21 protein-coding genes, 1 tRNA gene and 1 riboswitch are annotated in these 20,559 nt (G+C 71.2%); of the genes, 8 read left to right on the forward strand and 14 right to left on the reverse strand.

Going from position 1 to position 20,559, the window contains the following annotated elements; translation table 11 throughout:
- Positions 1-40: 40 nt before the first annotated feature.
- The 3 genes from ACQPZO_RS00485 to ACQPZO_RS00495 all read left to right on the forward strand — a co-directional run bounded on the left by ACQPZO_RS00485 (position 41) and on the right by ACQPZO_RS00495 (position 3,538).
- Positions 41-1,351, forward strand: a complete 1,311-nt coding sequence (locus ACQPZO_RS00485; protein WP_433351393.1) for a hemolysin family protein — start codon at positions 41-43, stop codon at positions 1,349-1,351.
- A complete protein-coding gene (locus ACQPZO_RS00490; protein ID WP_387025486.1) occupies positions 1,344-2,345 on the forward strand; it encodes a hemolysin family protein in 1,002 nt (333 codons plus the stop codon). Before ACQPZO_RS00485 ends, ACQPZO_RS00490 begins: the two co-directional genes overlap by 8 nt.
- A 176-nt stretch (positions 2,346-2,521) precedes the next feature.
- A complete protein-coding gene (locus ACQPZO_RS00495; protein WP_433345995.1) occupies positions 2,522-3,538 on the forward strand; it encodes an NlpC/P60 family protein in 1,017 nt (338 codons plus the stop codon).
- Between the two features lie 164 nt (positions 3,539-3,702).
- On the opposite strand, the gene ACQPZO_RS00500 is transcribed toward ACQPZO_RS00495, so the two are convergent.
- Positions 3,703-5,694 (reverse strand): N-acetylmuramoyl-L-alanine amidase, encoded by a 1,992-nt coding sequence (locus ACQPZO_RS00500; RefSeq protein WP_433345997.1) that lies wholly within the window; start codon positions 5,692-5,694, stop codon positions 3,703-3,705.
- 212 nt (positions 5,695-5,906) lie between these two features.
- Positions 5,907-6,047, forward strand: a riboswitch (cyclic di-AMP (ydaO/yuaA leader).
- Positions 6,048-6,059: 12 nt separating this feature from the next.
- Between ACQPZO_RS00500 and ACQPZO_RS00505 the strand changes: the two genes are divergently transcribed.
- A complete protein-coding gene (locus tag ACQPZO_RS00505; protein ID WP_433345999.1) occupies positions 6,060-7,100 on the forward strand; it encodes an NlpC/P60 family protein in 1,041 nt (346 codons plus the stop codon).
- Positions 7,101-7,151: 51 nt separating this feature from the next.
- Here the strand turns inward: ACQPZO_RS00505 and dcd are convergent, their stop codons facing one another.
- Entirely contained in the window at positions 7,152-7,730 is a 579-nt protein-coding gene (gene dcd, locus ACQPZO_RS00510) for a dCTP deaminase (RefSeq protein ID WP_161688788.1), read from the reverse strand.
- Between the two features lie 99 nt (positions 7,731-7,829).
- Here dcd and ACQPZO_RS00515 point away from each other — a divergent pair, with 99 nt between their 5' ends.
- On the forward strand, positions 7,830-8,390 hold the full coding sequence (locus tag ACQPZO_RS00515) for a pyridoxamine 5'-phosphate oxidase family protein (RefSeq protein WP_433346001.1): 561 nt from the start codon (positions 7,830-7,832) through the stop codon (positions 8,388-8,390).
- A gap of 71 nt (positions 8,391-8,461) precedes the next feature.
- On the opposite strand, the gene ACQPZO_RS00520 is transcribed toward ACQPZO_RS00515, so the two are convergent.
- Positions 8,462-9,445, reverse strand: a complete 984-nt coding sequence (locus tag ACQPZO_RS00520) for a zinc metalloprotease (RefSeq protein WP_433346003.1) — start codon at positions 9,443-9,445, stop codon at positions 8,462-8,464.
- Positions 9,446-9,735: 290 nt separating this feature from the next.
- Here ACQPZO_RS00520 and ACQPZO_RS00525 point away from each other — a divergent pair.
- A tRNA-Gly gene (locus tag ACQPZO_RS00525) sits at positions 9,736-9,809 on the forward strand.
- Positions 9,810-9,899: 90 nt separating this feature from the next.
- Here ACQPZO_RS00525 and ACQPZO_RS00530 read toward each other — a convergent pair.
- The 11 genes from ACQPZO_RS00530 to ACQPZO_RS00580 all read right to left on the reverse strand — a co-directional run bounded on the left by ACQPZO_RS00530 (position 9,900) and on the right by ACQPZO_RS00580 (position 18,980).
- Positions 9,900-11,087 (reverse strand): tyrosine-type recombinase/integrase, encoded by a 1,188-nt coding sequence (locus ACQPZO_RS00530; protein ID WP_433346005.1) that lies wholly within the window; start codon positions 11,085-11,087, stop codon positions 9,900-9,902.
- A 2-nt stretch (positions 11,088-11,089) separates the two neighbouring features.
- Positions 11,090-11,347 carry an excisionase family DNA-binding protein gene (locus ACQPZO_RS00535; protein ID WP_433346007.1) on the reverse strand — a complete coding sequence of 86 codons (258 nt, stop codon included), beginning with the start codon at positions 11,345-11,347 and terminating at the stop codon, positions 11,090-11,092.
- A gap of 224 nt (positions 11,348-11,571) precedes the next feature.
- Positions 11,572-12,684, reverse strand: coding sequence for an AAA family ATPase (locus ACQPZO_RS00540; RefSeq protein WP_433346008.1), 1,113 nt, complete (start codon positions 12,682-12,684; stop codon positions 11,572-11,574).
- Positions 12,681-13,439 (reverse strand): DUF6884 domain-containing protein, encoded by a 759-nt coding sequence (locus ACQPZO_RS00545; RefSeq protein ID WP_433346010.1) that lies wholly within the window; start codon positions 13,437-13,439, stop codon positions 12,681-12,683. Before ACQPZO_RS00545 ends, ACQPZO_RS00540 begins: the two co-directional genes overlap by 4 nt.
- Complete coding sequence (locus tag ACQPZO_RS00550) at positions 13,436-14,611, reverse strand: bifunctional DNA primase/polymerase (protein ID WP_433346012.1); 1,176 nt, start codon at positions 14,609-14,611, stop codon at positions 13,436-13,438. Before ACQPZO_RS00550 ends, ACQPZO_RS00545 begins: the two co-directional genes overlap by 4 nt.
- Positions 14,608-14,979 carry an RRQRL motif-containing zinc-binding protein gene (locus ACQPZO_RS00555; protein WP_433346014.1) on the reverse strand — a complete coding sequence of 124 codons (372 nt, stop codon included), beginning with the start codon at positions 14,977-14,979 and terminating at the stop codon, positions 14,608-14,610. Before ACQPZO_RS00555 ends, ACQPZO_RS00550 begins: the two co-directional genes overlap by 4 nt.
- Positions 14,979-15,326 carry a hypothetical protein gene (locus ACQPZO_RS00560; RefSeq protein ID WP_433346016.1) on the reverse strand — a complete coding sequence of 116 codons (348 nt, stop codon included), beginning with the start codon at positions 15,324-15,326 and terminating at the stop codon, positions 14,979-14,981. The genes ACQPZO_RS00555 and ACQPZO_RS00560 overlap by 1 nt, the downstream gene beginning before the upstream one ends.
- Positions 15,326-15,559, reverse strand: coding sequence for a hypothetical protein (locus ACQPZO_RS00565; protein ID WP_433346018.1), 234 nt, complete (start codon positions 15,557-15,559; stop codon positions 15,326-15,328). The genes ACQPZO_RS00560 and ACQPZO_RS00565 overlap by 1 nt, the downstream gene beginning before the upstream one ends.
- A gap of 174 nt (positions 15,560-15,733) precedes the next feature.
- Positions 15,734-17,869, reverse strand: a complete 2,136-nt coding sequence (locus tag ACQPZO_RS00570; protein WP_433346020.1) for a cell division protein FtsK — start codon at positions 17,867-17,869, stop codon at positions 15,734-15,736.
- Between the two features lie 113 nt (positions 17,870-17,982).
- Positions 17,983-18,711, reverse strand: coding sequence for a DUF2637 domain-containing protein (locus ACQPZO_RS00575; protein WP_433346022.1), 729 nt, complete (start codon positions 18,709-18,711; stop codon positions 17,983-17,985).
- Positions 18,711-18,980: a DUF6284 family protein gene (locus ACQPZO_RS00580; RefSeq protein ID WP_433346024.1), complete on the reverse strand. Its 270-nt coding sequence runs from the start codon at positions 18,978-18,980 to the stop codon at positions 18,711-18,713. The genes ACQPZO_RS00575 and ACQPZO_RS00580 overlap by 1 nt, the downstream gene beginning before the upstream one ends.
- Positions 18,981-19,160: 180 nt before the next feature.
- Here ACQPZO_RS00580 and ACQPZO_RS00585 point away from each other — a divergent pair, with 180 nt between their 5' ends.
- Together ACQPZO_RS00585 and ACQPZO_RS00590 are read left to right on the forward strand one after the other, a co-directional pair.
- The gene (locus ACQPZO_RS00585; protein WP_433346026.1) at positions 19,161-19,496 is read left to right on the forward strand and encodes a hypothetical protein; all 336 of its coding nucleotides are present in this window, start codon (positions 19,161-19,163) and stop codon (positions 19,494-19,496) included.
- A complete protein-coding gene (locus ACQPZO_RS00590) occupies positions 19,489-20,028 on the forward strand; it encodes a hypothetical protein (RefSeq protein ID WP_433346028.1) in 540 nt (179 codons plus the stop codon). The genes ACQPZO_RS00585 and ACQPZO_RS00590 overlap by 8 nt, the downstream gene beginning before the upstream one ends.
- The last annotated feature ends 531 nt before the right edge of the window (positions 20,029-20,559 follow it).

Genomic DNA, 20,559 nt, shown 5'->3' on the forward strand with positions numbered 1-20,559 from the left:
AGGTGAACCGATCATCGACAGTCCTCTCGTTACCACGGTGTTGCCCCTGGTCGGCTTCGTGCTGCTGACGGCGGGTAACGCATTCTTCGTCGCGGCCGAGTTCGCACTGGTCACCGTGGACCGGCCGGAGCTCGACCGGCGGGCTGCGGCCGGGGACAGCGGTGCGGTCACCGTGCGCCACGCGCTGCACGAACTCTCCTTCCAGCTCTCCGGGGCGCAGCTCGGCATCACCATCACCGCCCTGCTCACCGGGTACCTGGCCGAGCCGGCGCTGGCCCGCCTGTTCACCCCGCTGCTGCACCCGCTGGGGGCGTCCGCCGACCGGTTCACCCCGTTCCTCGCCCTGGCCCTGGCGACCCTGCTCTCCATGCTCTTCGGCGAGCTGGTGCCGAAGAACCTGGCGCTGTCCCGGCCGATGCCCACCGCACTGGCCACGGCCCCGGGGATGCGCGGCTTCTCCCGGACGTTCGGGTGGCTGATCAGGGGGCTGAACAACTCGGCGAACACGCTGGTGCGACGCCTCGGGGTGGAGCCGCAGGAGGAGTTGGCCAGCGCCCGGTCCCCGGAGGAACTGGGCCTGCTAGCGGTGATCTCGGCCCAGGCCGGCGCGCTCCCCCCGGACACCGCGATGCTGCTGCGGCGCACGATCCGCTTCGGCGACAAGCGGGCCGCCGAGGCGATGACCCCCCGGGTGGACGTGATCGCGCTGCGCGCCACGGCCAGTGTGGCGGAGCTGCTCACCCTCGCCCAGCAGACCGGCCGGACCCGGTTCCCGGTCTTCGAGGAGACCCTCGACCTGGTCACCGGCGTCGCGGCGGTGCCGGACGCGCTGGGCGTCCCGCTCGCCCGCCGGGCCGGCACCAGCGTCGCCTCGGTGGCCCGGGAGCCGGTGTACGTGCCGGAGAGCCTCGACCTCGACGGCGTCCTCGCGGCGCTCAAGGCGGCCGGCTCGGACCTGGCGATCGTGGTCGACGAGTACGGCGGCACCGACGGCGTGGTGACCATGGAGGACCTGGTGGAGGAGCTGGTCGGGGAGATCGCCGACGAGTTCGACCCGGCTGCGGTCGACGACGGCGGACCGGTCGAGCTGACCGTGCCGGGCGGCGAGCGGACCGCCCTGGTCGACGGGGTGCTGCGCGAGGACGAACTGGTCGAGCAGACCGGCTTCCGGCTGCCCGAGGGCCCGTACGAGACCCTCGCCGGCTTCCTGATGGCCCGGCTCGGGCACATTCCGTTGGCCGGGGAGACGGTCGAGGAGAGCGGGTACGAGTTCACCGTGGTCGAAGTGGAGCGGCACCGTATCGAGCAGGTGCGGGTGGTCCGCCCGGAGGAGCCCGGCGACGATGCTTGAACTGTCGGTGACCGTGCTGCTGCTGCTCGGCAACGCCTTCTTCGTCGGCAGCGAGTTCGCACTCATCGCGTCCCGGCGGACCGTGATCGAGCCGCTCGCGGCGACGTCGAAGCGAGCCCGGTGGGCGCTGTCGGCGATGAACCAGATCCCGCTGATGATCGCAGGGGCGCAGCTTGGCATCACGGTCTGCTCGCTGGGCCTCGGCGCGATCGCCGAACCGGCGCTGGCGCACCTGTTGGAGACGCCGTTCCACGCGCTGGGGCTGCCGGCCGGGGCGGTGCACCCGGTGGCCTTCCTGATCGCCCTCGGCGTGGTGGTCTTCCTGCACACCGTCGTCGGCGAGATGGTGCCGAAGAACATCACCCTCGCCGGGCCGGAGCCGGCGGCGCTCTGGCTGGGCCCGGCGATGCTCGCGTTCTGCACGGCGACCAAGCCGCTGCTGCTGGCGATGAAGTGGGCGGCACGGCGGGTGCTGTGGCTGTGGCGGGTCGAGGCGACGGACTCGGTCAAGACGGTCTTCACCGCCGAGGAGCTGGCGGGGCTGGTGGCGCAGGCCCGCACGGAGGGCCTGCTCGACGCGGAGGAGCACGCCCGGATCACCGGCGCGCTCGCCCTGCACACCCGCACCGCGGCGGACGCCCTGCAACCCTGGTCGACGGTGACCACAGTGGCCGAGGACGTCTCGCCGGCCTCCCTGGAGGTGCTGGCCACCCGCACGGGCCGGTCCCGGTTCCCGGTGGTGCAGCGGGCCACCCGCAAGGTGCTCGGCTTCGTGCACGTCAAGGACGTCCTCGGGTACGCCGGGGCGGACCGCCGCGCTCCGGTGCCCCCCGAGGTGTACCACCCGCTGGCCGTGGTCCCGCCGGACCGTACGCTGGCCGACCTGCTGCTGGCGATGCGCCGCGAGCGGCGGCACATGGTCCTGGTCAGCGACGGGCGTCTGCCGCTGGGCGTGGTGACCCTCGACGACGTATTGACGGCCATCGTCGGCTGAGCCGCGCCCGTCGACCCGCACCCGTCGGGTGCGAACGGTTGTCGGTGTGTGACGGTAGGCGACCCACCTTGATTACCCGAGCGGGCCTCGCCTAATGTGGGGCGCTGACCGCTGTGGGTCGTCTGCCTCGATCTTCCCCCTCGCGAGGCGCCCGGCGGTCGGTTGCGAAGGAGTCGGTGCCGGTGGCAACCATGCCCCCTCATCGCCATGTCCCGGGCCGGTCACCTGCTCGTCCGGGTGGCGCCCGCCGGTTTGTACGACGCCTGCTCACCCTGGTCGCGGCGGTCGCCGTGGGTGCCGGGACGCTGACCGCGCCCGCGTACGCCGCGCCCTCGCCCGAGGAGATCGAGGCGCAGATCGACAAGCAGTGGGAGCAGCTCGAGCCGACCATCGAGCAGCACAACAAGGTGCGCGCCCAGCTCAAGGTGAACAAGGAGAAGGCGGCGGAGCTGGAGAAGAAGATCGAGCCGCTCGCGCTCGAGACCGAGCTGGCGATGAACCGGGTCGGTGACCTCGCCGCCCGCTACTACATCTCCGGCCCGTCGCAGGACCTCGGCGCGCTGCTGGTCAGCACCAAGCCGGGGACGCTCGCCGAGCAGCTCACCATGCTGGACCGGCTGGCCTCGGAGGAGCGCCGTCAGTTGCAGGGCGTCCTCGCCGTCCGGGCCAAGTACGACGGACAGAAGCTGAAGCTGGACACGCTGATCGTCGGCCAGGAGAAGCAGACCAAGGAACTGGCGGCCAAGAAGGCGCAGATCAACACCGAGATCAAGCGGCTGCAGGCGTCGATGCCGAAGACCGTCGTGTCCACCGAGGGCTGCCCGACGGTCACCGGTGTGGTCACCGCGGCCGCCCGGACCGCCATCAGAACCGCCTGCGCCCAGGTCGGCGACCCGTACGTCTGGGGGGCGACGGGCCCGAACTCGTTCGACTGCTCCGGCCTGACCCAGTACGCCTACAAGGCGGCCGGGATCTCGCTGACCCACTTCACCGGGGCACAGTGGAACGAGGGCCGGACCATCCCGCGCTCCGAGGCCCGCCCGGGTGACCTGGTGTTCTTCTTCAGCGACCTGCACCACGTCGGCCTGTACCTCGGCAATGACAAAATGGTGCACGCGCCCCGGGCCGGTAAGCCGGTCAACGTGAGCAGCATCAACACCATGCCGGTCGCCGGCTTCCGCCGACCCGGCTGACACCCCCGCGCTGCTTCGGTGCGGGCGCGCGCAGCCAGGAGTCCCCGGCCCCCGCGAAGGCCGCCCGGACCCGATGCCACGCAAGGCCCCGCACCTGAGCACCGTCCACGACGATGGCCCCCGGTCACCCGACCGGGGGCCATCGTCGTGCCGAGGGGCGACCGTCAGCGGGGCGCACCCAGCGGGGACGGCACCAGGTTCACGTCGGCGCGGTCGACGTACATGATCCGGTGGCCGAACTGGATCTGCACGTACTGCTTCTCACCCCGGATCACCGTCCGGTCACCGGGGGCCGAGCCGTCGAACGTGGCGGCCCGGTAGTACTCGCTGGGCAGCACGTTGCCGACGGAGTACCGCTGGCCGGCGGAGAGGGTGTACTGCAACGGCGAGATCGGCTGGTACGGCACGCCGGCCGGGTACGCCGCCTCCTCCGGGTACGCCCGCCCGTACACCGGGATCGTCGCCTTCCCGGCCTTCGGGGTGGCCACCAGGCCGACGGTCCATGCCGCGGTGGGCGCGGACGCCGGGTTGTGGAACCACGCCTTCTGCCCGAGGTACCAGATCGCCGTCCAGTCACCGTCACGGCCGGCCAGGGCGTACGTCTGCCCGGTCGACGCGCGGGCACCGTGATCGGAGACGGCCATCGTGGCCGGCGTGCCGTTCGGACGCAGGGCGATGTCGTTGACCAGCGGCGCGTCGGCGCTCGGCGCGCTGCGCAGCACCACCGCCGAGGAGCCGCGCGAGGGGCACGGCACGCCCGCCGTCACGCAGCCGGTGAACGCCGGCCGGTTGGTGGCGAAGTCGGGGTCGATCCGCACCATGCCGGTCAGCGGGGTGCCGGTGTTGAGCTCCGGCGCGCGCAGCAGGTCGAAGTAGTGCGACCAGTCCCAGTACGGGCCCGGGTCCCAGTGCATGCCCCGCACGTTCGCCGCGACGGTGCCGGGGACGTTGTCGTGGCCGATGATGTGCTGCCGGTCCAGCGGGACGCCGTGCCGCAGCGCGAGGTACCGGACCAGCTTCGACGAGGTGCGGTACATCGCCTCGGTGTACCAGGTGCCCTGGGCGGCGAAGCCCTCGTGCTCCAGCCCGATCGACTTGGAGTTGACGTACCAGTTGCCGGCGTGCCAGGCGACGTCCTTGGTCTTCACGTGCTGGGCGATGTGCCCGTCGGCCGAGCGCAGCGTGTAGTGCCAGCTCACGTAGGTCGGGTCCTGGACCATGTTGACCGTGCCCGCGTAGCTGCCCTCGGTGTCGTGGATGAGGATGTACTCGACCTTTTGCCGCTTGGGCCGGTCGGACAGGTCGTGGTTGCCGTAGTCGCCGGGGTCGGCACCGAGTGACTGGTAGGGGGCGGGGATCCACTCGCAGGAGATGGTCGACGGGCACTCCAGGCCGTCGGGGCGCTCCGGCAGGCGCAGGCCGAGCCGGTCCAGCCAGGACTTCTGCGGGGTCACCGCCCGGGCGCCGAGGGTCACCCGCTGCCCGTCGTCGGTCACCCGGCTCTCGCCGCCGGCGATGGTGCCGAAGACCTCGTCGGCGAAGGCAGCCGCCGCGTCGGCGCTGTCCGCGCCGGCGTACCGGGCCACCGCGCCGTACCAGGCCGCCGGGTCGGTGCCGGCCCCGACTGGGGCGCCGATCTGCCGCTGGTACGACGCGAGCAGCGCCGCCCCGCCCCGGATGTTCGTCGGCGCGTCGGCGCGCAGGGCCGCCTCGTCGGCCCCGGTGAGGGTGGCGGCGGTGTCCAGGGTCTGCAACGACGCCGCGGTCGGGGCCTCGTCGGCCGAGGGCTGGGCGGCGGCGGGGGCCGGGCGGGAGTCGTCCCCGCGTGGGTCCTCGTCGCCGGAGTCGTGGTGGGTGCCGGTGGGCAGGCCGGTCACGTAATCGGCGTCGGTGAGGTGCATCGGCCCGTACCCACCGCTGGTACTGGGGGTGCCGGCGTTGGTGTCCCAGCGGGACTGGAGGTAGGAGACGCCGAGCAGGACGCTTTCCGGCACGCCGTACTCGGCGGCGGCGTCAGCGTACTGCTGCTGGCGGTCGGGGGTCTGGCCGGCCGCAGCCGGGGAGGCGGTGGTACCGAGGGGCACAAGGGCCGTGGTGGCGGCCACGGCGGCGGCGAGCAGGATCCGTCTGCTCGACGACACGACAGAACGGGGCATCGAACCTCCTGGTTGGGCATCGGATGAGGTCACCCTTCCGCCGCCGCCCTCCCGCGTCAATAGCTTTCCACCAGGTGTCGCGATGTGAAGGAAACTTCCGCACGGTGGCTTGATATGGCGTGTCATGGCCCAGCGGGTTGCGGATCGATAACGGGCGTCTCTACTCTGGTCAATCGTCGGCCGGTAGCTGTATCGCCCAGCCGGGCGGTGACGGTCCGACACCGCCGAGTCGCCTCCGGGCGAGCCGGGGACCCAGGTACGCCGGGGTGAATCCGCAGCGCCGCTGCGGTAGGGCGCTCTCCCTTCCCGCCCGAACCCGTCAGCTAACCCGGTAGGCGGTCAAGGAAGAAGGAGAACGGAGCCAGGTGGCACACCCTGCCCTGCGGCGCCCGTCACGCCGGTCGGCGCACGCCGACCGGATACCGGCTACGCCGCGCCCACGCTGGTCACGCTTCACCACCGCTCTCGCCGCACTGGCCGGCGCCGCCATCGTCCTGACCGGCGCTCCGACCGCAGCCCACGCCGATCCCTCGATCGCCGAGATCGAGCGGCAGATCGACCAGGACTGGAACAAGCTCGAACCGCTCATCGAGCGACACAACGCCACCCGTCAGGACCTCGCCCTCAAGCGTCGGCAGGCCGACGCCGTCGCCAAGCAGATCGGGCCGCTGCAACGCCGGGTCGACGAGGCGATGGACAAGGTCAGCGGCCTCGCCGTCGAGGCGTACAAGAGTGAGAACCTCTCGGGGGTGAACGCGCTGCTCGGCAGCCGCTCGCCCGGTCAGATGATGGGACAGTTGGAACTGCTCGACCAGTTCGCCGAGCGCCAGCAGCGCGACATCCGGGCGGTCATCGACCTCCGCGACGAGTTGGACGCGAAGAAGAAGCCGCTGGACGAGATGGTCACCCAGCTCGCCCGCACCGAGGCGCAGCTCGCCGCCAAGCGGAAGCAGATCAACGCCGAGATCGACCGGCTCCAGAAGCTGCGGCTCAAGGTGTACGGCACCGGCGGTGGCGGCGCGCTGCGTCCCGCTCCCTGCCCGGCTGCCTACCCCGGTGGCGGCGCGGGGGTCGCGGTGAAGTTCGCCTGTGCCCAGATCGGCAAGCCCTACGTCTGGGGCGCCGAGGGCCCCAACTCGTACGACTGCTCGGGCCTGATGCTCGCGGCCTGGGCCAAGGCCGGCGTGTCGCTGCCGCACAACGCGGCCCAGCAGCGGTCGGTGACCGCCCGGGTGAGCCGCGCCGACCTGCGCCCCGGTGACCTCGTCTTCTACTACGCCGACCTGCACCACGTCGGCATGTACGTCGGCGGAGGCTGGGTGGTGCACGCCTCCCAGGCCGGCCAGCCCGTCAAGATGAAGCGCGTCGACGACGGCCAGATCCACAGCTACGGCCGCCCCGACTGAGCGGCGAGGGGCCCGTTCCGCGGGACGGGCCCCTCGACCACGCCCGCGCCGTCAGCGGGTGGGCCAGGTGCGCCAGTTCTGCCAGGAGCGGCTCGGCGTCGGGCCGCGCTGGCCCTGGTACCGCGAGCCGTACACCTTCGACCCGTACGGGTGCTCGGCCGGCGAGGAGAGCCGGAAGATGCAGAGCTGGCCGATCTTCATGCCCGGCCAGAGCGTGATCGGCAGGTTCGCCACGTTGGACAGCTCCAGCGTGACGTGACCGGAGAAGCCCGGGTCGATGAACCCGGCGGTCGAGTGGGTGAGCAGCCCGAGCCGGCCCAGCGAGCTCTTGCCCTCCAGCCGGCCCGCGAGCTGGTCGCCGAGCGAGATCACCTCCAGCGTGGAGGCGAGCACGAACTCGCCCGGGTGCAGCACGTACGGCTCGCCGTCGGGCACCTCGACCGCCGAGGTCAGGTCGTCCTGCTGCACCGACGGGTCGATGTGCGTGTAGAGGTGGTTGTTGAAGACCCGGAAGAGCTTGTCGAGGCGCACGTCGATGCTCGACGGCTGCACCAGGGTGGGCTCGAACGGCTCCAGCGCGAGCGTGCCAGCCTTCAGCTCGCTGACGAGATCGCGGTCGGAGAGCAGCATCGCCACACCATAGCGAGCCTGGTCGGCGGGTCTGTCATCGCCCGCTGCAACCGGCGTGCCGCGCTCGCCTGTCGTACACGTGTTCGATAGAATGTCCACATGGCTTCCTGGTCCGAATTCGCCGCTGACGAGCCACGACTCGCCGGCGGGATCCGCCTCCTCATGCAGCAGTACGGGCCGGGCTTCGGCTACCTGGCCACCGTCCGCGCCGACGGTGGGCCCCGGGTGCACCCGGTCTCCCCGGTGATCACCGACGACGGGCTCTTCTGCTTCATCGTCGACTCGCCGAAGCGGTGCGACCTCGAACGCGACGGCCGCTACGCGCTGCACTCCTTCCCGCCGGAGGACAGCGACGACGAGGCGTACGTGGCGGGGCACGCGTGGCCGGTTACCGACCAGGCCCGGGTGGCCCGGCTCGCCGAGTTGGGGCGGGCTGCCCCGCAGGTGGACTGGCGGTTGTTCGAGTTCACCGTCGACGTGGCGATGCTCGCCCGCCGCTACCAGGGCGGCTCCGTCTTCCCGGGCGGCGGCCCGGGGCAGCCGGCCGTGCAGGTGTGGCTCGACCCCCGGGCCGCCGGTGACCCGGGCGGTGCGCCGGTGGGCGTACCGGATCAGGGGCCGACCCGGCACATCCGTGGCTCCCATCGCGCGGCGGCCTGACCCCCGACGACGCCGGTGCCGGCCCCGTCGAAGGACGGAGCCGGCACCGGAGGGTCAGGAACAGGGGTACGTCAGGCCGCGCGGTACGCGTTCCACGCGGTCAACATCCGGCTCGCCTGCCCGGTGGTGAACTGGTGCATGCACGAGTCGTAGGTGTAGTCCATGAAGTTGGTGATCGGGTCCAGGCCGGTCGCGGTGCAGGTGTTCCGTCCGGTCGGGCACTGGTACCCCGGCGAGGCCTCCGCCGGGGTGTCGCCCACGCTGTCGCCCGAGCCGGAGCAGCCGCCCTGGAAGGTGTGGTACAGGTTCAGCCAGTGGCCGACCTCGTGGGTGCCGGTGTCGCCCTGGTTGTAGTTGGTGGCGGTGCCGCCCGGCAGCGACTCGTTCAGGGCGACGACGCCGTCCATCTTGTCCAGCGTCTTCTTCGGGAAGGTCGCCCAGCCGAGCAGGCCGCCGCTCAGCTCGCCGAGGTACATGTTCAGGGTGTTCTTGCCGCCCTCACGCAGCGAGGTCTTCATCGAGCGCTCGGCCGACGAGCCCGACACGATCGGGTACCACGCCGGGTTGGTGACCCGGTTGATCTTCTGGAGCTGGAAGCCGAAGGCGGTCGCCGCGCCGCCGGTAGCGCCGCTGTAGGCCTGGTTCAGCACGCTGATCTGCGAGGTGATCAGCGAGTCCGGGATGTTGCCGCCGGCCCGGGTGCTGTTCTCCTGGATGACGTGCACGACGACCGGAATGTTCACGGTCGCGAGCGTGCCGGCGCCGGCGCCGGCCCGGTAGCTGGCCCGCTCGCGCAGGGTGGCGGCGAGGTCGGCCTCGCGCTCACGGACCTGTGCGGCGGTCAGCTCGTTGGGCTCGTGCTTGGCCTGTGCGCCCGCCTTGACCCGGGCGTCGGAGTGCACGTCGGCCGGCTCGGCGCACGTCTCCGCCGGGGCGGCGGAGAAGGCCGATGCGGCCGGGACGATGCCCACGGCGGCGGTGCTGAGCAGGAGTGCGAGGGTCGTCGACGCGACGCCGGCGGTACGCCGGGTCAGCAGGTTGGCACGGAGTCCCATGGGCCCACCTCTTTCTGTCGGCGCGGCAGGGGGTGTGTCGCGCCGTGGCTGAAACGTGTGGCAGACGTTACAACCCATCGAAGGATTTGAGAACGACTATATGTTGCCGGCATGAAACTTCTAGGTCTCATCGATGGCTCGGGGGTCGCGGGGAGGCGGTGAGGGCGGCCATGGATCGGGCCGGGGGGAGTGCAGGCCGTGGCGTCGGCCCGGCGCGGCTGCCGGTCGGCGGCGCGCGGCGGGGTGCCTGGATGCACCTGGCGGCGCCGTCGGGTACAGTGGGGCCGCCTGCGGGTGTAGTTCAATGGCAGAACATCAGCTTCCCAAGCTGACAGTGCGGGTTCGATTCCCGTCACCCGCTCCACGTGAGGAAGCCCTGGTCAGGACCGATGGTCCGCCAGGGCTTCCTTCTTTTTAGGGTGCTGAAACAGGCTGCCGTGCCATTAATGTGCCATTAGCTCGCCTCGGCGGCCGGTTTCCCGCCCTCAGCAACCCGCTTCGCCTTGCGCTTGCTCGGCTTGCGCCGGGCCGCCTTGACCGCCCGGTCCATCGCATCGGCGATCCCGTGATCGGCCTCCCGATTGGTGTGCTGGTAGATCAGCGCGGCGCGCGGGCTGTCGTGCCCCATCCGCGCCATCACGTCGCGCAGGCTCGCGCCCGGTGCTCGCGAGGCGAGGGTGTTGCCGGTGTGTCGCAGGTCGTGGAAGTGCAGCCCGGCCGCGCCGATCGCCGCCACCGCCTCGGACCACTTGACCAGCTTGTTGAAGCTGCCGCGCCAGACGGTCCGCCCGGCCTGGCCGGTGAACACGAACGCCTCGGCGGCCCCGCCGACGTACTCACCCATGTGCTGTTTCAGCAGGGGTAGGGCTGCCTTTGGCAGCGCGACGGTCCGCACGCCCGCCCGCGACTTCGGCGGCCCGAGGATCAGCCCGGTACCCCGGTGCTCGACGAAAGCCTGACGCACCCGCACCGTGCCGGCCGACAGGTCGACGTCGCAGCGTTGCAGGGCGACCACCTCGCCCCACCGCAGGCACCCGAACGTCGTGACCAGGATCAACGCTCGGAACCGGTCCGGCATCCGCTCCGCCAGGTCGAAAATCTGCGGAACGGAGAGGACCGGCCGCTCGACGGGCTTCTCCTGGTCGGCACCGACCACCCGGCACGGGTTGACCCTGATCAACTCGTCCTCCTTGACGGCGGTCATCAGGACGGCGCGCAGCAGCCGGTACGCCTTGGCGGCCATCGTCACCGACGTCCCATCGGCCAACAGCCGCGCCCGCCAGTCGCGGACCATCGGCGTGTCGATCCGGTTGAGCGGCATTTCGCCGAGGTGCGGCGTGATGTGCCTGCCGAGCGTCCAGCGGTACAGGTGCACGGTCCGGGGCCGCAGGTTCGGCCGCTGGGTGATCCAGCGCTCGGCGTAGTCCTGCAACCGAATCTTGCCGCGTTCAGGGTCGATCCACTCGCCCCGGATCATCTGTCCCTCGATCAACGTCAGGTACTTCTCGGCCTCGGCCTTGCGGGCGAACGTCTGCGGGGCGGAGCGCATCCGTCCGTCCGGGCCGGGGTAGCGCGCCTGGTAGCGGCCGGACGGCAGCTTGCGAACGTTGCCGAAACGGCGGTGTCCCTCTTGGTTGGCCATGATCAGGCAACACTCCTCAGGTCGCGCCATACGGTCTCGGCGGTCATCGGCTCGACGCGTCCGGCATGGACGAACGCGGCCAGGTCGGCGGGGTCGATCCGGATCGACCGGCCGAGGCGGTGAAAGGCGATCTGCCGCTCGGCGACGGCGCGGCGCACGTAGCGCACGCTCATGCCGATCCGGCACGCGGCTTCTTCGATCGTCAGCAACTCGACGGGTAGCGCCAGGACCGGCGCGTTCTGGGTGATCCGCCTAGCCATCGGGTGTCCTTTCCAGGTAGTGCAGTAGGGCGGCGAGAGGGCCGGAGCTGCTCTCCGGCGGTGCGGGCAACTTGTCGGCGAGGATCGGCGGCCCGCGTCGACAGAGAGGCGCACGGCGGCCCGCTGAGAGCCACGCTGAGCCAAGATGCGGCCGTCCGGGTGTCTTCGTATGGACCTGAGCTGAAACAGGCACATACGACTCTGTTTCAGCGTGTTTAGTCGGTTCACTGCCAGAGTGGATCTGTCCCCCTGCTGTCCCCCTCGTTTTCGCTGCTCAGGGCGGGTTGGGGGACACCGGGGACAGGGGGGACACCGGGGACGCGGTACCGGCCGCCGGTGTCGGCGGCGAGCTGTCCGTCGGCGAGCATCCGCTGACAGGTGCGCTTGACGTTGTCGTAGGCGAGTCCGACCCCGTCGGCGATGACCTTGGGGGTACTGCCGGGTGTTGCCCGCAGAAAGCGCAGGATCGTCGCGCGGGTCTCGCCGACCTGGTGATCCTCGGCAGGGCCGTCGAGCATCTGCCAGGCACCGGCGGCAGGGTCGAAGGTGAGGGCGTACTCGTTCTCATCGACGTCGCGGCCGGTCACGTGCAGCACGCCGTCACCCTGGTTACGTGCCCGCTTGAGCACGAGGGTGGCGTCGGCGGCCCCGGCGAGTCCGTTGGTCCCCGAGACCTCGGTGAGGAAGTCGTCGGATCCGGCCTTGCGCACGTGGTGGACCAGGACGAACGCGACGCCGTAGTCGTCGGCGACCTTCTTCGCCCGGCCGACAGCGGCGTAGTCGGCATCGTAGGCGGACGCGCCCGGGGCGGAGTGGCCACGCAGCTTGGCGAACACGTCGATGATGACCATGCGTGCGTTCGGGTTGCGGTCGAGCCACGCGGCGATTGCCTGGTCGCCGCCTTGCGGCAGCGGCGGGCACTCGGTGGCGAGGGTGAGTCCGGCCGGGGCCTTGCGCTGGCCGAGAACCTTCCCGAGTCGGTTTTGCAGGCGGCGGGCGGTGTCTTCCAGGGCGAGGTACAGCACCGGGCCGGACTCGACCGGAATCGCGCCGAACGCCTTGCCGCCAAGGGCGACGTCGAGGCCGAGGCCGAGCGACATCCACGATTTGCCGACCTTGGGCGGGCCGCAGAGCAGGTTCACGCCCTCGGACAGCACACCAGGCACGGCCCACTTCGGCGGGGCGAACTCCATCGCCATGATGTCGGCGGCAGTCCATGACGTGCGGATCCGGGCGGGCCGCTTCGCCTCGGGCGACAGTACTTCACCAACGTCGTCTGGCCCGGCGACGTGCAGTCTCGGGCGGTCCTGCCGTTCGGCCGGGGTCGGACCAGTCATGCCGCGCTCCTGTCCGCGCCGATGCCCGGCGCAACTTGGGTTGTCGTGCCGCGCGCCAGCTCGGCGAGGGCTGCCATCTGCGGGCCGATGCCCCGCGCGGTGTCGAGCGGCCGAGCGGCGTGCGGCCAGATCGCGGAAACGGCGTCGGCGTAGTCGCGTCCGGCGAGCACCGTGACGGTGCCGGCCGAGTCGATGCCGAGGCGGCGGGCCTGTGCCCGCAGGGTCGGCACGGTGACCGCGCCGGTCTGGCCCATGCGCAGCTCGTAGGGCTCGATCCAGGTGTCCGGGGTGATCAGCCCGTAGCGGGCGGACAGAATGAGTAGTCGACCGCCGAGACGGTCGGCGGCCCGTCGACATGCCTGGTGGTAGCTGCCGGTGTACATGCGCCCGGCCGGTGCGGGACGGTCCAGCTTGGCTCCCCCGCAACCGACGATGACCAGCGTCTCGGCGCGGCCGAGCAACGTCCGATGCATCCGGGTGTTTACCGGGCCGGCGTAAGCCTTGCTGGCGGCCTGTCGGGTGATGCCGAGCGGCCGGGCCACGTCGGCGTAGGACCAGCCCTCATTGAGAACCAGGTCGACGGACAGCCACTCGCGCGCCTCACGGGCGGCAACCTCCATGCGGGCGATCGCGGCCAGCGCCTCGGACGGCGTACGCGCGGTGGTCAGGTCGGCCATGTGCACGGCGAGGTGCCCGGTCGCGGTGTCGAGCTGGGGCAGCGTGTGACAACCGTGGTTGTCGCCAGGCCGGTTCATGCGGCGACCGTCCGGGGGCGGCGGGCACCGGCGGCGAGGCCGGAGCGGATCGTGCGCAGCGTCTCGAACCGGGTGAGGCCGATCGACAGCGCGGCCTGTTCCAGCAGCGCGGCGGCCTGGTCGACGGGCAGCGCTCCTCCGGCGGCGAGCTGGCCGAGGGCGATCGCGGAGACGTAGAGCGTGTGGTTGCGCTCGCCCTCGGCGGCGCGTCGGAGTTGGTCGAGCTGCCCATTGATCGCGGCGTCCAAGTAGGCACCGGCCCGGCCGGTCGGCAGGTCGACGGAGACCGGGCGTTGCGGCGGCAGTGGCGCGGGGGCGAGGCGTTCGGCGAGCCAATCGGGAAGGTCGGCGACCGGCAGGTCACGAGCGACCGCGTAGGGGTTGCCCGCGACCGTGCTTCCGGCCGCGACGACGTAGCCACCGTGGGCACGGGTGTCGACCAGCCAGCCGAGACCGTTGCCGCGCTCCCCGGCCGTGTTGCGCAGGGCCGGGCCGCCGGTGGGGTGTCGGAAGTACAGGTGTGCGCCGCCCCGCCCGGTGGTCACGGTGTAGGTGTCGGCGGGCACCGGCTGTCCAGCGGCCTTGCATAGCGCGGCGAGCACGTCGACGCCGTCCGTCGCGGCCGGGTACGGGCAACCGGGCGGCGGGACCTGGCCGGCCTTGCGCACGTCCAGGTCGACGACGACCAGCCCGGACGGGCCGCAGGCGATGCCGACGCCGTACGGGGTCTCGGACCAGCCGCGCCGGATCCGGTCAGGGTCGACGGTGGCGCGTGCCTCCCAGCCGGTGTGCCCGTTGCGGCAGCGCGGGTCCCGGCCGGTGCAGGCGTCGGCGGGGTGGTCGGGAAAGGCGGGCCGCTTGTCGTTCGGCCGCAGGGGGAAGACGTGCCAGCCATGCGCGGCGGCGGCAAGGGCTACGTCGCGCAGGGATTCGTTGTCGGACATGGGTTCCGGCCTCCTGATGTCGGGTGTAGATGGGTGTTCGCGCTGGTAGTTCTCGCCGGCACACGCGGCGCAGTAGCGGGCCTTTTCCCACCGGGCGACCTGCAACGGCTGACCGGACACGGTGTCCTCGGCGGCGACGGCGCGGTCGCAGATGTGCGGGTAGGGCAGGTCGGTCGGCACGAGGCGGCCGAGGGCTTTGCTTGCGCCGATCCAGTGCCCGCCGGTCATCGGCCCGGCCGTCCGTCGTGGCAGTCGAGGCATTCGCCGAGCGAGCGCGGAATGTAGTAGTCGCGCACCTCGCCGCAGGCGGGGCAGATGCGGCGGGCGCGCAGCGCGGCCGAGATCGCCCGGCGCTGTGCCGGGCTGGCGGTGCGCTTGGGCCGGGCGAGGTCGAGCCGGTAGAGGTATGCGGTCCGGGTGCCGCCGACGCCCCGCCAGAGGATCTGCGCGGCGACCGGCTGACCGCCCGGCCGCAGGCCGCGCGCCCGGAGCTGCCTGCGGGTGGCGTAACCGTCCGGCGCACCCTGCCACCAGAACGTCGGGACGTCGTACCGCTCGGCATCGGGATCCCAGTAGGCGGCCCGGATCCGCGACATTAGCCGGCCCTCCTGTCGAGCGCCGGCCGGTCAGCGGCCCGGCCGCGCAGGGCGGCGGGCCGGATCGCGGCGACAGCGGTCAGCAACTCGCGGCACAGGTGCAGCACGAGGCCGAGTTGCCGCCGGGCGGTGTCCTCGGTCCGGCTGAGCGGGACGCGGATGCGGATCTCGGCGTAGTCGACGTCGGCAGCGCGGACGCGGGTGATGACGGCCCGGCCGCCGAGCGGCCCGTCGGCGATGATGTCCGGGGCCTGGTGCAGGGCGACCCCGCAGCGGTGATCGCGGGTGCACCAGGTGGTGTGCGGCGTCTCGGCCCGACTGAACCGGGCCATGGTCCGGGCGGCCATCAGCGAGTGCCCTTGCCGTGCAACTCGCGCAGGCTGTTGATGATCCGGCGGCCGACGCGCAGTCGGCGTCCGTCGCCGTGGCAGCGGCGGCAGAGGCCGAACGCGCGGCCGAACGGGGAGCGACGCGTGCCGGTGCCGGAGCACTTGCGGCAGGCTCCGAACGGCCAGAGCCAGCAGCCGAGGGCGTAACACAGCGTGGCGATAACGGCGGCGAGGATCAGCACGCCGATCATGGTCGTTCCGGGGGTCGCGGTCGCGGCGAGGGCAGGCACAGTGAGCCTCCAGAGGCGGGTTTTGGGCGTGAAGGGCTGGCGACGCAACCCGCGACCGGTCAATGTCTGCGCTGACCAGGCCGGTCGCGGGTTGAGTCGCGGTGACGCGACCGGTCGCGGGCGGGCCGCGACCGGCTACGCGGCCTTGCGGCGGGCGATCGCGGCGTCGATGTCGTCGGCCTTGGCTCCCTTGAGGGCCTTGCCGGAACGCTTGACGTCTACGCTGCGTACACCGAACGACCGGACCTGAGCCGAGACCGACTCGGCGGTCACGTCCGCGTACGCCTCGGGAAGCCGGTCGGCGAGGCGGGCGGCGATCTCTTCCCACTGCGCGCCGGTCTCGCCGCGCTCGATCACGCTGCGGACGTCGGCGAGCACGTCGCGGATCTCGCGGGCGACGTCTTCCCCGGCCGCCATGCCGGACAGCGTGCCGGCCGCCTCGCGCAGCTTCCGGGCGGCGATCAGGATCTTCTCCGCGTCGTCCGCGTCGGCGAGGTACGTCCGCACGGTCGGGGTGGCGTCCGACGCGCCGCGCAGGATGCCGACGCCCTTGTAGCTGGGCAGCAGCGTCGACGAGTCGTAGCCCTCGGAGTTCGCCCCGGCTCCAAGGACCAGGTCGGAGACGTTCCACGACCCGGTACGCAGGGAGAACCGCACCTGGTGGTTGTCGCGGAAGCTGATGAACTGCGTGGCGACCTGCCCACCGCCGACCCCGCTGGGCCGCTGGGTGGCGTCGACGAACCCGACACCGGCCGCCGGGGCGACCTTGACCAGGTAGACCAGCAGCGACGCGATCTCCTTGCTGATGTCGCCGAGGTCGAAGTACTCCTGAAACTCGTCCAGGACCACCAACCGCACCGGCATCCGGTACTTCGGGTCACGGGCGATCTCGCGGGTCAGCTTGCCCTCGGGGCAGATGTCGACCGGCAGCTTGGACAGCCGCTCGTACCGGTCCTGCACGTCAGCCTTGATCTCGCGCAGCGCTTCGAGCGCGATCTCGGCGGGGTCACCGTCGCGGGTCATCGCCAGACCGAACGCATACCGGTCGGCGACCAACGCGAACTTGCGCCAGTCCGGCTTGCCGCCGCCGTCCAGGACCGTCAGCTTCACGTACGGGTCCAGCGCGGCGTACAGGGCCAGCGAGCGAGCGGCGAACGTCTTGCCCTGCCGAGGCTGCGCGCCGATCAGGATGCTGTTCCACATCAGGTCGACGCTCACTTTGTTGCCGCGCTCGTCCAGCCCGAACGGGGCAGGCTGCCAAATGTCGGTCGGCTTGCACCGCAACAGCGGCGTCCGGCCCGCGCCCTGGGCGAGCGGGTCGCGGTCGGCGACCCACAGCGTGTGCCGCCGGTGCGAGCTGGGATCGCGGGTGATGAACACCTGCGAGACCGCCACGTCCAGGCCCGAGGCGATCGCGCCGCGTGCCTTGACCGCGTCGTCGAACGTCTTGCCGTACGGCAGGTCGATCGACACCTGAGAACCGGTGCCCGAGGCGTCACGGGCCATGGTCGAGCCGAACCCGATCTGCTGGTGCGCCTTGTCCGGGTGCCCGAGGCCAGCGGCGTAGTAGGCCCGGAGGATGATGTCCGGGTTCACTCGGCGGAAGCGGCCCGAGACGGTGGCCGGGGTGATGATCCGCCGGTCCTCCGGGCGGCCGATGTGCGCCAGGAAGGCGACCAGCAGGCAAGCGGTGAGGACCAGCGCCCACACAGGGGCGACGGCGTAGAGCACTGGGCCGCCGACGCACACGGCGACGGTCTCGGCGGCGAGCACGATGCCGCGCCACATGCGGGTGGCCTTGACCTCGCGGTGCAGCTTGAGCCACATGGCGGGGTCGTTGGCGTCGGCGGCGGCCTGTCGTAGCCCGTACTGTTCCGACACCCACCACCACTTGAGCTGCCGGCCGATCAGCCGGAACGTGCCTACCCCGGCCCAGAACGTGGCGAGGGTGGCATACCAAGGTGCGCGGACGGCGTGGAACCCGGCGCGGTAGCCGGTCAGGGCGGCGGCCTGCGCGAGGCTGTGTCGGATGTTCGGCCACGTCGACCAGTTGGCCGGCACGATCGGCCGCTTGCCGGACGCGTCGACCGGAGGCGGCTCGACCGGCATCCCGCCGCGCTGCGGAGTCTCGTCAAGGTTCACCTCGAAGTGCGTGCCCGACTCGGCGGCGGCCCGGCGGGTGCGCTCGGCGTCCAGGTCGACCACCTCGGCGACGTCGGCCTCGGCAGAGGTCCAATCGAAGTTCTCGGGGTTGGGGTTGGGCGTGTTCACGGTGTTGTCCTCCGGTCTCAGGCGGCGATCACGAGGGCGGCGACGAACAGGAACAGGGAGGGCCGGTGACGCGGCGCTTGCTTGGCGGCGGGTGACCGCGTCACCGGGCGGAGCTAGGCGGCGGCGAGAGCGGGCGTTTCCGCAGGAAGCGGGGCAGATGGTGACGCATCGGTGACGCGCAGGGTGGCGAGGTGACGCCGCGCGGTCGAGACCGAGACACCAGCCTTGGCGGCGATCTGCGAGACCGGCGCGTCGGGCATCTTGGCGGCCACCTTGGCGACCTTCTCGGCCGACGCCGGACGCGGTGTGACGCGCTTCGCGGACAGCTTCTTGACCGCCGGAACCGGGACGGGATCGACGGCGGCCACCGGCGCGGCGGGCGTCTCCGGTGCGGTCACGTCGGCGATGGCCGGGGTCGCTGCGGCGACCGGCACGGCGTCGGTGAGGGTGCGGATCCGGCCGCCGATCTCGACCAGGCTGATCGACGCGACCACGATTAGGCCGTCCACACTGAACGGCAGCAGGTAGGCCGAGGAGTCTGCCTCGCCGTATCGGGTGGCCACGCCGACCATGTGCCAGTAGGACACCCAAGCGGCGATGCCCGCGATGACGGCGGTAGCTCCCAGCCGGACGGCCGACAGTGCGCCGCGCCGGGCCGGAATCCGGGAGATCAGCTCGACTGCCAGCAGCAGCGCCACCGGGGACCACGCGGAGATGGCCTGGCTAATCACGTTGTCGGCGGCGTGCAGCACGTTGCCCGCCAGAGAGGCGGCGATTCCGAGGGCGAACACCGTTCGGACGCCCCATCCGATGCGCTTGAGGCGCTTGAGATCCTGCGTCATCACGCGGCCACCTTCCGGGTGGCGGGACGCACGGCCAGCTCGGCGGCGACGCGGGTCACGCGGGCCTCGGCCCGGCGCAAGCGACGCCAGTCCAGCGGCGACGGACCGCCGTGGTCGGCGGCGTTGATCAGCGCGATCTCGGCGTCCAGCACGGACAGTTCCGCCTCGATCAGCGGCCACTCGGCCTCAATCGCGGACAGGTCCGTCAGTGGCGGTTCGCGGTCAATCTGGCCGTTTTTGGGCACGCGAAAGATAGCCTTCTCCAGCACCTTCGTGACTCCTTAGCGGGACGGACGGGGGTGTGCAGGCCGTGGCGAGGGTGCAACCTCGCCACGGCCGCCTACTGCGGCACCGAGTTGGCGTGTAGCCATCTCTGTACGACTCCGACCGTACAGGCATGGGTACACGGTGTCTAGTGATGCCTAGACGATTCCCGTACCCTTGGGTCCGTGAGCCAAGGGGACGACGGTGAATCACCAGGAAAAGCGCTGGACGATGCGCTAGCGCAACTCAAAGAGTCGGCGGCGGCAGCCATGGCCGCGATCGAACTAACTCCCGAACCAAACCGCGCGTTCGAGCAGGCCACGGCACTCCGCGCGACGGTGGACGAACTGGTCGGCGACGCAGCGGACCTGCGCGCTCGCATGGCGGCCCGGATCTACGAGTCCGAAAAGCTGTCACTCGCTGGCCTGGCAAACCGCATCGGCGTCTCGAAAGCGCGCGCCGATCAACTGATCCGCTCTGCCAAATCAAGCCCTCAAGGGAAGGTTGATCAGGATGGCTGAGAACATGGCGGTCTGGGTGGAAGTCTGGCCGGTCGCCGCCGATCAAGTCGGCCTCTGGCTGCTCAGCGGCGGGGACGCATGGCGGCCCGGCCTGCCCGTACCTTCCGACAGTGAGCCTCACGCTGAAGTCGAGCTGGAGCTGGCGGGACGCGCGGCCAAAGACTCGGCAAGCCTTTTGCACTCCACTTCGTGGAGGGTCGACGGCCCGCGCGTCATCCTGACCTACATCGCGGTCGTCGAGGTCACCGGACTCGTACGCGACCAGTGGCCGGACGCTCTACCCATCGACCTTGCGCTCGCCGAGGCAGTCGGCCGGCCACCGACCAACGCCGCCAACGACGCACCCGCTCCGCGCTACGTCGATGTTCTGCTCCATGCCCTCCGGCACCTGCGATTCCTGATCGATTACGACGCCACAGCGGCCGAGGCGCTGACCGGAACGATCCGAGGTCACCTGCTCCCGCTGGCACCAGCACTCGCGGGCATGTACGGCGAACGACACCTGTCCCCGAGTCCGACCCAAAGAACCTGACCCCCTCGGCAGGGGTGTCCCCGCTGTCCCCCGTGTCCCCGCTGTCCCCCAACCCCTGTTTAGCTGCTGAAACGTGGGGGACAGGGGGACAAGGGTGTCCCCCTGGTGTTGGGCAGCGAACGAGATCCACTCGCGCAAGATCCGTGCCATTCACATGCCATTACGGCGGGCCGTCCGAGGTCACTCCAGGCCACTCGATCTCTCGCTGAGCTGCCCGCCAGGGCGGTCACCAGGGGGCCTTGTACGGTTCCCAAGCTGACAGTGCGGGTTCGATTCCCGTCACCCGCTCCACGCACGGGAGCCCTGGTCAGGACATATGTCCCGCCGGGGCTCCCGTGGTTCTAGGGCATGCTGAAACAGGGATGGGCCATTAGTGGGCCATTAGCTCGCCTCGGCGGCCGGTCCGTCGCCCTCGGCAACCCGCTTGACCTTGCGTTTGCTCGGCTTGCGCCGGGCCGCCTTGACCGCCTTGTCGATCGCGTCGGCGATGCCCTGGTCGGCCTCCCGGACCAGCTGCGGGGACAGCGGGGA

The sequence above is a fragment of the Micromonospora sp. CA-111912 genome, from assembly GCF_050948415.1.
Lineage (GTDB): Bacteria > Actinomycetota > Actinomycetes > Mycobacteriales > Micromonosporaceae > Micromonospora.